Annotated in this window: 9 protein-coding genes; 7 read left to right on the top strand and 2 right to left on the bottom strand. The window is 45.2% G+C overall.

Going from position 1 to position 12782, the window contains the following annotated elements:
* The first annotated feature begins 89 nt into the window (after positions 1-89).
* Both OH459_RS18180 and OH459_RS18175 read left to right on the top strand, forming a co-directional pair.
* On the top strand, positions 90-2447 hold the full coding sequence (locus tag OH459_RS18180; protein ID WP_269987937.1) for a fatty acid cis/trans isomerase: 2358 nt from the start codon (positions 90-92) through the stop codon (positions 2445-2447).
* An 18-nt stretch (positions 2448-2465) separates the two neighbouring features.
* Entirely contained in the window at positions 2466-2657 is a 192-nt protein-coding gene (locus OH459_RS18175; RefSeq protein WP_005447215.1) for a hypothetical protein, read from the top strand.
* Between the two features lie 97 nt (positions 2658-2754).
* On the opposite strand, the gene torS is transcribed toward OH459_RS18175, so the two are convergent.
* Positions 2755-5718 carry a TMAO reductase system sensor histidine kinase/response regulator TorS gene (gene torS / locus OH459_RS18170; RefSeq protein WP_005447216.1) on the bottom strand — a complete coding sequence of 988 codons (2964 nt, stop codon included), beginning with the start codon at positions 5716-5718 and terminating at the stop codon, positions 2755-2757.
* Positions 5719-5761: 43 nt separating this feature from the next.
* Between torS and torT the strand changes: the two genes are divergently transcribed.
* Complete coding sequence (gene torT, locus OH459_RS18165; RefSeq protein WP_080573709.1) at positions 5762-6811, top strand: TMAO reductase system periplasmic protein TorT; 1050 nt, start codon at positions 5762-5764, stop codon at positions 6809-6811.
* A 64-nt stretch (positions 6812-6875) separates the two neighbouring features.
* Entirely contained in the window at positions 6876-7331 is a 456-nt protein-coding gene (locus OH459_RS18160) for a methylglyoxal synthase (protein ID WP_005447220.1), read from the top strand.
* 101 nt (positions 7332-7432) lie between these two features.
* Here OH459_RS18160 and helD read toward each other — a convergent pair whose 3' ends face one another.
* Positions 7433-9502: a DNA helicase IV gene (gene helD / locus OH459_RS18155; RefSeq protein ID WP_269987934.1), complete on the bottom strand. Its 2070-nt coding sequence runs from the start codon at positions 9500-9502 to the stop codon at positions 7433-7435.
* Positions 9503-9794: 292 nt separating this feature from the next.
* Between helD and yccS the strand changes: the two genes are divergently transcribed.
* The 3 genes from yccS to OH459_RS18140 all read left to right on the top strand — a co-directional run bounded on the left by yccS (position 9795) and on the right by OH459_RS18140 (position 12718).
* The gene (yccS, locus tag OH459_RS18150; protein ID WP_172581438.1) at positions 9795-11948 is read left to right on the top strand and encodes a YccS family putative transporter; all 2154 of its coding nucleotides are present in this window, start codon (positions 9795-9797) and stop codon (positions 11946-11948) included.
* Positions 11949-12178: 230 nt separating this feature from the next.
* On the top strand, positions 12179-12340 hold the full coding sequence (locus OH459_RS18145; RefSeq protein ID WP_009697258.1) for a hypothetical protein: 162 nt from the start codon (positions 12179-12181) through the stop codon (positions 12338-12340).
* A 114-nt stretch (positions 12341-12454) separates the two neighbouring features.
* A complete protein-coding gene (locus OH459_RS18140; RefSeq protein WP_005447226.1) occupies positions 12455-12718 on the top strand; it encodes a hypothetical protein in 264 nt (87 codons plus the stop codon).
* Positions 12719-12782 lie beyond the last annotated feature (64 nt).

Below are 12782 nucleotides of genomic sequence, written 5' to 3'. Positions count from 1 at the left end.
AGAAATCGGGGCGAATTGCTCCGATTTTTGGTATTTAGCGGCGTATTTTGCTTTAATTAACGCAAATTCAATTTACTCAAAATAACTCAATGAATTTACGTTTAATTTTTACACTGTCTATTGCCACTCTATTTGCGGGTTGTGCGACCTATGCAGGACTAAACTACGATAAACTGTTTGGTCCTGAGCAAGTTCGCGAGCGAACCGCAACGATTGATACCCCACAAGCGGATTTCTTTCAACATGACGTCAAACCTATTGTTGATAATCGCTGTGTGGTTTGCCATGCCTGCTACGATGCCCCTTGTCAGCTCAAACTTTCTTCCGTAGAAGGCATAGACCGCGGAGCAAGCAAAGCTTTAGTATATGAAGGCACTCGCCTCACTGCCGCTGCCCCAACTCGTCTATTTGAAGATGCACAAACCACTCAGGAGTGGCGTGACGCTGGCTTCCATCCTGTGCTTAACGAACGTGAGCAGAGCATGGCGGCTAACATGGATGCAGGTCTAATTGCACGAATGCTGCAACAAAAGGAACGTCACCCTCTTCCCGACCAAGTTCAGCTAGAAGGCTTCGATTTTTCTATCGATCGTGAACAAACCTGTCCGACCATTGAAGAATACGCGCAATATGAGCAAGACAACCCAACATGGGGAATGCCTTTTGGTATGCCGAACTTAACTTCAGCGGAGTATCAAACATTGATGCTTTGGTTAAAGAACGGCGCGATCATGAACGCACATGTACCGTTAACCGAGCAACAACAAACAGAAGTAGACAAGTACGAAGCGTTACTCAACAAGGGCTCTCGTAAGAATCAACTTGCTGCTCGTTACATTTACGAACATCTGTTCTTATCTCACCTATATTTCTCTGAATTAGATGGAGAACAACCTCGATTCTTTATATTAGTTCGCTCTGCGACGCCTCCCGGCGAGCCTGTAAAACGCATTACAACACGTCGTCCATATGATGATCCCAAAGTGGAACGCGTTTACTACCGTATTATTCCAGAGCAAGGCACTATCGTGGATAAGACCCACATGCCGTTTGCCTTGAATAAACAACGCATTGATAACTGGAAAAAGTGGTTCATTGATGCCGATTACAAAGTGGCACAACTGCCAAGCTACGAGCCAGAAGTCGCTGCTAACCCGATGACTGCATTCATTGACCTACCAGTGAAATCTCGCTTCAAGTTCATGCTGGATAATGCACAAAACACCATTATGGCTTACATCAAAGGTCCGGTGTGTCGCGGTCAATTAGCATTGAATGTAATTAACGACCGTTTCTGGGTGTTCTTCCTCGATCCAGACAAAGCGGATATTCCCGAGGTGAACGAGTTTTATCGTTCCCAAGCAGACAATTTGAAGCTTCCAGGCGAGTTAGAAAGCAATACCGTACCAGTAACAAACTGGGTGAAGTACTCACGCCAGCAAGCTCGTTACCTAGAGGCTAAATCAGACTTCATCAACAAATGGTTCAAAAACGGCGAGCATCTTTCTACGGATGTGATTTGGGATGGTAACGGCACCAATCCGAATGCAGCGCTAACGGTATTCCGTCACTTTGACAGTGCATCTGTCGTGCAGGGTTTAGTCGGAGAACAACCAAAAACAGCTTGGGTGCTGGACTATGCCCTACTTGAGCGAATTCACTACCTTCTCGTTGCTGGGTTTGATGTTTACGGCAACTTTGGTCATCAGTTGATCACTCGTATGTTCATGGACTTCCTTCGTCTTGAAGGGGAGAGTAATTTTATTGCCCTATTGCCTGCCGATATGCGTCATCAAGAGCATTCAAGTTGGTACCAAGATCAACCGCGTCAGCTAAGCGACTTCTTGCAGCGTAATGTCGCACCATTTAGCCAACCGACTAGCGTTGTGTACCATACTGACGACCCGAAATCCGAACTGCTCGACATCTTGCACAAGCAGGTTTCACCTATCCTGTTACCACGTTATGACATTGTAGATACCGCACTAACGGTGGAGAGTGAGCAGCAGTTGGCAAGCATCAACCAAGTTCGTGGAGAGGGACTCCAAACTGTGCCGCAAATCACCATGCTGATGGTGCGCAGTAATTCCGGTCAAGATGAGCTGTTTACCCTGCTGCATAATAACGCACATATCAATATTTCTAGTTTGTTTGATGAAGAAAGTAACCGTGACTTCGCAAACGATGATATGACCATCGTTCGAGGTGTTGTTGGCAGTTACCCAGCTGCGTTTTTCTCAATTAACGAAAATCAGGTAAAAGAATTTGTCGATCAATTTAGTGCTCTAAAATCCGAGTCAGATTACGTTAAGTTACTGGATAATTTTGCGATTCGCCGAAGCTCAGAAAAGTTCTGGTCGTTTAGCGATCGTATCCACGATTGGTATCGTACAAATCAACCGATCGAATTTGGTTTACTTGACTATAATCGTTTTGAGAATCGATGATGATTTAAGGGGGTTCTCATGAGTATCCGAGACAACATTGCCGCTCTCGAGCAACAGATTTACGTTGCTTGCTCAGAGGGGGATTACGATACGGTCAACATGCTTGAGCACCAACTCGAATACTTGCGTGGCAGAATGGAGCATCCGTTCGAAGATGATCCTTATGCATTAGACACTCGGTTTGAGTGGGAAGATGATCTGACCGAATAGAAAAAAACCTCCGGCGTAAACCGGAGGTTTTGTTTATCGGCATTGATCTGCTTGCTCGAATTTACCTTCTGGCTCAAGCAGGTAGCAAAATAGACGTTTATTCAGCCATCAGGTTATCAAGGGCATGAATCGACTCATCAACTTGCTCTTTTAGTGCACCTTGGTGTGTGGCGTACGCCTCCAATGGCTCAGCGGCAATTTCAACACATTGGCATGTATTCATTAATGCCGTCAGACCTAAACTGCCTGCGCTGCCTTTCAATTTGTGGGCAAGATCTTTCACGCCTCGGCTGTCACCGCTTTCTGAAGACGTTTCCATTTGGCTTAGTACATCAGCGCTGGTTTGTCTGAACAAATCAATGATGTGCAGCATCTTTTCTCTGCCCAAAATCTTCATGTCTGACTGAATCACATTAGGGTTGATGATAACCATTGCTGGCTCCTCTGCTATCGTGTCTGTTGTGACCGCCGACTCGTTGTTGTCGGTCGTTGTTGTTATTTCATTATGTGGGATGCATTCCCCGCTTTGAGGAAGCAGCAACTGTTTGCCATCCAACATATCTTGGATGAGCGCAGCAAGAGCTTCTTTTTCCATAGGTTTTGGTAAGTAGCCATCAAATCCCGCCGCCAAATAGCTTTCCACTTCTTCAGCAAATACATGAGCAGAAACCGCCACCATTGGCGTAGGTGCAAGTGCTTTATCCGCTGGTTTGTTGCGCTCTATGCGTTTAAGGCGGTGGATTAAATCAGCACCGTTACAATCTGGCAAGTTGATATCGACCAGTGCAATGTCGAAATCGTGCTTGTCAATGATCTGCTCCGCCTCTAAGCCATTTTCTGCCATGATAACTTGGTGTCCCATGCTCTCTAAGAAACCTTCCGCCACAACACGGTTTACAGGATTGTCTTCTACTAGCAGAACTTTCGCTTTCACTTTACAACGAGCGCTCGCGATGGAAACCGTCTCTACAGGCTCACTCTCTTCTAAAGGAATGGAAAACCAGAAACGGCTGCCATGTCCTTCGTCCGAATCCACATCCAAACGGCCCCCCATTGCTTGAATAATACGGCGGCTAATAGCAAGACCTAACCCGGTACCACCAGTTTGATTCAAACCGCCTTCAGCTTGTGTAAAGGCATCGAATAAGGTTTTTTGGTCTTTCTTTGCAATGCCAATACCGGTATCCGAGACTTCGAACAGAACTTGCGATTCATCTTCTGGGTTCAAGCTGACATAGATGTCAATCTCACCTTGTTCGGTGAACTTAATCGCATTACCCACTAAGTTATTTAGAACTTGATTGATGCGCGTAACATCCCCTTTCCAGTAACGTCCTACATCACTTTCGATATGGTAAGAGAACAGCAGTTTTTTCTCTTGCGCTTTGCCGTTCATCAACTGGAATGTGTCTTCAATCATTTGGTGCAAGTCGAAACCTAAACTGCGGATCTCCAAATGTCCGGCTTCGATTTTCGAGTAATCCAGAACGTCATTCAAAATCGCCAGCAACGTTTTACCACTGCGGTTGATGATTTCTGCGTAACGCTTTTGAATTGGGTTCAAACCGGAATCAATCAGCAGACGTGCCGTTCCAAGCACGCCATTCATCGGCGTACGAATCTCATGACTCATAGTAGCAAGGAAGGCAGACTTCGCTCGGCTGGCTTGTTCTGCTTGCTTACGTGCTTTCGCGTGGTTCAACACCTCTTCATTCAAACGGCGGTTTGCTTGTTTCAGCTGAGAAGTTCGTTGTTCAACCAGCTCTTCGAGGTGCTCTTTATGCTCTTCCAATTCACGCTTGGCTTTCGCTTCGCCCTCAGCAACCACCTTGAGGGCTTGCGCCGTATTACGAGCAGTAATGATGGCTTGCCCCATATGCGCTAGCTCGTCTTTTCCTTTCACTTCCAGCTCTACCGCTAGGTTGCCCTGCGCAACAGAAAGCAGCGCCGAAGAGTATTCTGTCAAGCGCTTCACGACCGACACGTAAACCACACGCCAAAGAATAAGCACAACAATGATCAAACCAATGATCGAAATGACCGTCAGCGACCACTGAGCAAATTTCAAGGTACTTGTCAGTTGTTCAACCGCAATACGGGTAGTCTGATTAGAATCATCCACCAGCTTGTTTACGGTGCTGTTTAACTCAGAGAAAAGCTCAAGCGTTTTTTGCATTAGTTGCTGAGACTGCTCGTTGTTCTCATATTGTTGAAGCAAAATGGTAAAGACAACTTGGCGTTTACCCAGTTCAGTAAGAAGTTGGCTCATTTGCTCTGAGCGCGTTGGGTCTTCTACCGCTAACACTCGGCGTTTCATGATTTTTAGGTTGTCTTCGAACGCTGTTTGGATCTGTTGAATGCGGTCTACGTTAGTCAGAGTACGCGCTTCTTCAATTTGGTTGAGCATCTTGAAGGCGAGTAAATGCAGCTCGTGAAGTCGTTCGGTCAGGTCTAGGTCGACTTCCACTAACGCATCTAGCGCTTGATACACTTGATCTTTCTTGTTGGATTCAAGCAAATCATAAATATGCGTCACGTTCGCAACGGCAATGGTACTGGTGTTTTGCACTTGAGTACGCGTAAGTTGCTCCAACTCTTCACTCAATAAGCGCATTTCTTCTACACGCGTATCGATCTCTTTCGCTAGCCAAAGCTTGCGTTCTACCGTGACACCTAACTCCGCCAGGTTGTTAATGACGTTCTGGACGTTATTTTCCAATGCCTCTAGCAATTGTGAATCAAAAGACTCTCCACCCAGCTCTTTGATGTGAGTAAGTAAGGACTCAAGCTGATCAAATAAGACGCGTCCCGCCTCTTTACGCTCCTGTTCGTTTTGCGCATTGGACAACATTTGAACCGATGAAATGATGCGGGTACTGAGCTCTGACACTTGTCGAGCTTCAATCATTGCTGGTATGGCAGCATCTACCACGTTCCTTTCCGTTTTTGCCACCAGAGAAAACCCTGATACACCGATTAATGCTGATAACATCACCAACATTGCCATCGCAATGAAGGACAATAACAGTTTACGACCGATGCTTGCGGTAGCTAGCAACATATTTTCCTGACCTTAATATTCGTGTTCGGCGACATATTACGTTATATTTTGCAGTGTTTACTTAATCTATGCCAACGAACTTCATTTCATGGTTATAAATCAGCGTTCATTTCGCACAATTTTCAAACAATCTGCGCTAGCAATGACACTTTTCGCTTCAGTGCCGAGTTTTGCAGCAGAGAAAATCTGTGCCATTTACCCTCATTTAAAGGATTCATACTGGCTATCAGTAAACTATGGAATGGTTTCCGAAGCGGAAAAACTGGGTGTTAACCTGCGCGTACTTGAGGCAGGCGGTTATCCCAATAAAACGCGCCAAGAGCAACAATTGGCTTTGTGCACTCAATGGGGTGCCGATGCCATTATCCTTGGTACCGTTGATCCACAAGCTTATGAGCACAACCTGAGAAACTGGGTTGGTAATACGCCTGTATTTGCTACCGTAAATCAACTCGACCTTGATGCAGAGCAAACCAAACTGCTTAAAGGCGTAGTTGGTGTGGACTGGTATTGGATGGGCTATGAAGCCGGCAAATACCTTGCAGAAAAGCACCCTAAAGGCTCGGGTAAAACCAATATTGCCCTACTGCTTGGTCCAAGAACGCGTGGTGGTACCAAACCGGTTACCACAGGTTTCTACGAAGCAATAAAGAACAGCGATATTCACATCGTGGATTCTTACTGGGCTGACAATGACAAAGAGTTACAGCGTAACCTAGTTCAGCGTGTTATTGATATGGGCGATATCGACTACATTGTCGGTAGTGCCGTTGCGATCGAAGCCGCGATCAGTGAACTACGCAGTGCAAACAAAACCAAGGACATTGGTTTGGTTTCCGTGTATCTCAGTCATGGTGTGTATCGTGGACTATTGCGTCATAAGGTGTTATTCGCTCCAACCGATAAGATGGTGGAACAAGGCCGTTTGTCTGTCCTTCAAGCGACGCACTATTTGCGTCATCAACCGTATGAAAAACATGCGTCTCCACAGATCAAACCATTGACGCCAAAGACACTTCACGACGATACAATTGAAGAATCGTTATCTCCGTCAGAATATAGGCCGACATTCAGCGTTAAGGCTGTTGATTGATAGGCAAAAAGTGTGTTTTATTGAACCGTAACGACTTTAAAATCATAAAAACGGAAATAACTTGATGCAAAAAACAACTCGTACCATGCCTGCGCACAAACATGTGGCATTGGTTGCCCACGACAATTGCAAACCTGAACTGCTTCGCTGGGTAAAAGAGAACAAAGAAAAGCTACAAAGCCATTTCTTGTATGCGACTGGCACAACGGGTCACATGCTAAGCAAAGAAACGGGCTTAGCGATCAAGAGCATGATCAGTGGTCCAATGGGAGGCGACCAGCAACTTGGAGCGCTGATTTCTGAAGGCAATATCGATGTTCTTGTGTTCTTCTGGGATCCGCTAAATGCTGTACCACATGACCCAGATGTAAAGGCACTACTACGTATTGCAAGTGTTTGGAACATTCCTGTAGCAACGAACCGCGCGACAGCGAAATTCCTATTCAACTCTCCACTGATCGACCAAGAAGTTGATATTGAAGTGCCAGACTACGACGCATATATAGCAGAGCGCACTTAATTCCTCTGAGCGGATCGACTCGTCACAAATAAAACTCATCACAAGTAAAACAAAGGCGATACTGAGTATCGCCTTTGTTGTAATCAGATAACAGGTATACCTTATCTTGACGTCACGATGGGATAATCACCATTTACCAGCTCTTGAACAAATGAGGACCCTGCTCCCGTGTGCGTGATCCACACTTTTTCCTTCGCACGCGTAATTGCCACATAGAATAAACGACGTTCTTCTGCGTATGGATACTTGTCTTTCGACTCACATAGCGCACCATCAATATGAGCTTGTTTTTTCTTCGCAGGGAATTGCCCTTCGTCCACTGATAGGATAATTACAAAGTCTGCTTCTCTACCCTTACTCGCGTGACAAGTCATAAAGCGAATATCCAAGTTCGGGAATCGCTTCAACCAGTCATCGTATAAGTCTGGTTTGTGGTAATGATTACGTCCTAACAACAACACAGATTTGGTTTTCTTCGCCTGTTGGTTAAGTTGGTCAAGAATCTTCTCAACTTGGTTGCTCGGTGCCGTATGAACGCTTTTCTGCTTACGTTGTTTGTGACTGTTTAGTGTCTTCGGTAATTGCGACGGGTTTTCTTGCACAAAGGTATTTGCTACATCACCAATTTGATTGTTGAAGCGATACGTCGTATCCAAGTGATGCACCGTCGAATGAATGAATCTATCTTGGAATCCTGTCGTCAAATCCACATCTGCGCCCGCAAATTGGTAGATCGCTTGCCAGTCATCACCTACAGCAAACAAGGTTGCACCTGCTTGCTTCTCTGTGGATTCACATAGAGCCTCAATCAACGCCAAGCGATCAGGAGAAATATCTTGGTATTCATCCACCATAATAAAACGCCAAGGTGAACTGAATTTCCCTTTCTTAACGTAATCGGTCGCACGACTGATCATGGTTGGGAAGTCCACTTGATTGGTTTCTTTGAGCATCTTTTGCCACGCACTAAAGCACGGCCAGCAAAGTGCCAACTCACTGTTTAAACGAGTGTAGTCTTGGTGATTAACGAGCTTTTCTTGTACTTGTTTCTTAGTTAAACCAACCGATGCAAGTTGAGACAATTGGTTATCTAACCAAGCAATCAGTTTAGGATTTTCCGAGTGACTGCCGAGCTCATCGTCACCTTTCAAGTACGCAATCGGCCATTTATCTAGATGCTTTTGCCAACGCTTAAAGTTTGTTGGTGTCATCCAATGTTTCTTAAGCCAATCAATACACCAGGCTGAGCGCTGATTATCATCGAGCGCTAATGGGCTGATTTCGACGGGTTGAGTCTCAACTTGATTTAGGATGCGCAAACCAAGTTGATGGAATGTATTAACGCGAACACTTTCTGCCGCCAAGCCAACTTTTTCGACCAATCGCTCTTTCATCTCTTTGGCAGCGTCACGACCAAAGGCCAGCATCAGCAGCTCTTCTGCCTGCGCTTGATGGCTTTGTAGAAGGTACGCCACACGCGCTGTCAGCACACTAGTTTTACCTGAACCAGCTCCGGCTAGTACCAAGTTATGGTCATCGTTAAGGAGCACCGCATGCTGCTGAGAAAGGTTAAGCGGCGAAGATTCAATTCGGCTAAACAGCACTTCCCAGTTTGGGCGTTCGTTCTCTAACCATTCATGGTTACGCTCACTCAACGTCTGCGAGGTTTGTGCAAGCCATGGTTCAATCTCCGCCATACGTTTAGGCATGCGCATTTTCGCTTCTGCCAAACTGGTTTTGATTTCAATGAGCTCTTCGTTCAGTTGAGTCACCCAAGACTGCACTTTTGAGTGAGGTAAGTAGGCTGGAAGATGTTTGAGTTGATACAGCTCATCTTCCCACTTGGGTAGATATTCCGCGAGTTTACGACATTGGGTGTTATGCCAATCTTGATACTGACGCACGGCTTCGACCGCAAACTTACGACACTGCGGCCAAGGTAAACCTTGCACAAGCCAGCTTTGTTGCTTGCCATCTCGCTCATGAGCAAAAAACTGAAGTGAGCTCCAGAGAAGACCACGTTTCACGCTAACTTTGCCATTCCAAATCGTAAACGGGATGTGTTCTTCACTACCCACTGAGCTTAATAAAACACTGTTTTCTTTTATTTCGACTTGGTAATACTCATTTTGAATAAAAAACTGTGCTTTATTAGAGGCAGTAAGCTGCATGAAAGGTGCGCCTTTTGATATAGAAGTTCCCGTTTTATATCATTTTAGACCGCTAAATTGTAGCGATGGATGAAGCACAAATCGCCTTCTGTCTGTATTCTTAATTAAAATTCACATTACTGTTTAATTTGTGAACAACGGTATATTCTTTCATCCGTGTAGATTCGTTAAGTCAATGACAAATCTGTTGATTTCCTAAGCAAGTGACGATTTTTATTAAATTAGGTCATAAACGCGCTATAGTGAGTTTGTTAAACTTCTCTCGTTTTCCACCGGCAACGAAAGGCGCATCGTGCAAGCAGCTTTAAAATTCCGCCTCTTTTGGGCAAACAAAACTCTCAACTACAGCATTCTTATTCTGATCACTTTACTAGGCGTCGTGATCCCCGCATGGTATTTCCAGCAAAACACATTAATCACGCCCCTGATTCTAGGTGTCATTGCCGCTGCACTTGCAGAGAGTGATGACAGCTTTACAGGTAGGATAAAAGCCCTCTTTCTCACCTTTATCTGTTTTGCGGTCGCTGCTTTCTCAATAGAGATCTTATTTGATACGCCATGGGCATTTGCGATCGGTCTGTTTATCTCGACATTCGGCTTCATCATGCTAGGAGCAATCGGACCTAAGTACGCTAGCATTGCATTTGGCTCATTGTTGATCGCCATCTACACCATGCTTGGGGCACATGAGAGTACCAATATTTGGTTCCAACCATTGCTGCTTTTAACGGGCGCTGTGTGGTATTACTTTATGTCGATGATTTGGCAGATGTTTTGGCCAATGCAGCCTGTTCAGCAAAGTCTGGCAACTGTGTTCCTGCAAATCGCCAATTACCTTGATGCGAAAGCCAAGCTGTTTCATCCAGTAACGAACTTAACCCCGCAGCCGATGCGTATTGAAGCAGCAAGATTAAACGCAGCCACCGTAAATGCATTGAATGCTTGTAAGGCAACCCTGCTTAGCCGCTCCAAACGCGGGCATATTGATGGTCCGAGTGACCGCTTCCTCAATATCTACTTTATTGCACAAGACATTCACGAGCGCGTGAGTTCCAGCCATTATCGCTATCAAGATTTGGCGACGGAATTCGAACGCTCTGACGTCTTATTCCGCTTTAAGTATTTGCTTGAGTCTCAAGCCCAAGCTTGCCGCGATATCGCTCATGCGATTCGGTTGGGAAACGAGTACACGCACACTGATCAATCCATATTGGCATTAGCGGAATTACAAAACTCATTGGGTTATTTAGAAGAACAACAGCAAAGTCACTGGAAGCGCTTATTGGCTCAGTTAACGTACCTGTTCAATAACCTTGCGACCGTGGAAAAGCAGCTGAGTAACATCAACAACCCAGATGCTGAACGATTGGAAGAAGACGTACTGGATGACACCAATCCGCACACGCTTAAAGCAATGTGGCAACGCATTTCAGCTAACTTGAACAAGGATTCAATGTTGTTTCGTCATGCCTTACGCATGTCGATTGCGCTTACTGCAGGGTATGGGATCATTCAAGCGTTCGATATTGATCGTGGATACTGGATATTGCTGACCACGTTGTTTGTCTGCCAGCCAAACTACAGTGCGACAAGACAGAAGCTTACTGCGCGCGTAATTGGCACATTAGCGGGCTTGTTGATTGGCGTACCACTGCTCACCTTCTTTCCTTCCCAAGAAAGCCAGTTGGTCTTCATTGTGATATCCGGCGTGATGTTCTTTGCGTTTCGCATCAACAACTATGGTTATGCGACAGGCTTTATCACCTTACTCGTGCTGTTCCTATTTAACCAATTGGGCGAAGGCTACGCTGTGGTGCTCCCTCGCCTTGCAGATACCTTGATTGGCTGTGTGTTAGCGGTTGGTGCTGTTATGGTGATTCTGCCTGATTGGCAATCAAAACGTCTGCATAAAGTCATGTCTGATGCAATCGACGCCAACAAGCAATATCTTGGACAGATCATCGGTCAGTACCGAATTGGTAAGAAAGATAACTTGAGCTATCGAATTGCTCGTCGTCAGGCGCACAATACCGATGCCAACCTATCTTCAGCCATCAGCACTATGCTGGCTGAACCGGGTAAGTACCGTACAGCCGTGGATGAGAGTTTCCGATTCCTTACGCTAAACCACGCGATGTTGAGTTACATTTCAGCACTGGGCGCACACCGGACAAGGATTGAGGATGAGTCAATTCACCAACTCGTTCTGGATGCACACCGTTGTATTCACCAGCACCTAGACGTACTGCACCGACAACTGCATCAACACTGTGAAGAATGCGATTTGTCCTCGATCGATGACACGAATTTGGAACAACGATTAAATGAGTGGCGTGATGAAGATGATCATTCTGCACGAATGGTGCTTCAACAGCTTCACCTAATCTATCGCATGTTACCCGAGTTGCATTCACTGGCTTCTAAGTTTGCCGTGCGCGTAAACTGATTAAGAACACTGTTCCAGAGGAGTAGGTTATGATTCTACTCCTTTATGATTAGCAGACTTATTCATAAGAATATTCTTACATGTCATTTGACACCATCTGACATTTCTCGGACAAAAAATCACCACTCAAAATCTAATCTAACCATATTAGAACACTGTTTGATTGTGACCATGAGGGTCGCTGAGGTGGGTTGATGAAGGAGAAACCCAAGAAATGTGGGGAGGTCACGATGACTACTCAAGAATTTTATGAATTAAGAAAGAAGATTAATGAACTGACGGCTTCTCAGTTAAAGTCACTTCAAGGTGAAATTAATCTATCCCTTAATAAAAAAGAGAGTCCGCTTCTTTCTTCGGAAGAGCGTGATATGCTTTCAAAACTGTTTGCGTAATCAAACAGTTCAAATAAAGCACTTGCACGAATTATCAACACTTCCTATGCTAACAAAAGCATAAAAAGTGAGAGAGTAACCATGCCAGTATCAGGAATACAGTCCGGATATAATATGATTCAGCTATCGCATAAGATGGCTGAAGGTGCTGCGCATGAAATTCAGCAAGACTTCATAAAAGAAAATGATCTCGCCTTCAATAAAGTCGATTTAGTAAAAGGCAACGAACTTGAGTTCAATAAGGCTTCTGATTTGCCTTCTAACCCAATCGAACCCTTGGTAAATCTCACCCAAGCCTCAACCTACAATCGCATTGGTGCTTCCGTTGTTGATAAAAACAACGAAGTCATCGGCAGCTTACTCGATATCCACGTTTAAGCCACTCCTAATTAATACCTGCGAGCAACGGTAATCTACCAGCAGTCAGCGGTCGAACAGCAAC

Origin of the sequence: Vibrio sp. MM46 (genome assembly GCF_027587135.1) — a bacterium.
Taxonomy (GTDB): Bacteria; Pseudomonadota; Gammaproteobacteria; order Enterobacterales; family Vibrionaceae; genus Vibrio; species Vibrio harveyi.
This window is presented reverse-complemented; position numbering and strand designations above follow the sequence as displayed.

Excerpts from the sequence above, each read along its gene's own strand:
- OH459_RS18145 (WP_009697258.1), top strand. The coding sequence starts at position 12,179 with ATGACTACTCAAGAATTTTATGAATTAAGAAAGAAGATTAATGAACTG.
- OH459_RS18140 (WP_005447226.1), top strand. The coding sequence starts at position 12,455 with ATGATTCAGCTATCGCATAAGATGGCTGAAGGTGCTGCGCATGAAATT.
- OH459_RS18175 (WP_005447215.1), top strand. The coding sequence starts at position 2,466 with ATGAGTATCCGAGACAACATTGCCGCTCTCGAGCAACAGATTTACGTT.
- helD (WP_269987934.1), bottom strand. The coding sequence starts at position 9,502 with ATGCAGCTTACTGCCTCTAATAAAGCACAGTTTTTTATTCAAAATGAG.
- OH459_RS18160 (WP_005447220.1), top strand. The coding sequence starts at position 6,876 with ATGCAAAAAACAACTCGTACCATGCCTGCGCACAAACATGTGGCATTG.
- OH459_RS18180 (WP_269987937.1), top strand. The coding sequence starts at position 90 with ATGAATTTACGTTTAATTTTTACACTGTCTATTGCCACTCTATTTGCG.
- torS (WP_005447216.1), bottom strand. The coding sequence starts at position 5,718 with ATGTTGCTAGCTACCGCAAGCATCGGTCGTAAACTGTTATTGTCCTTC.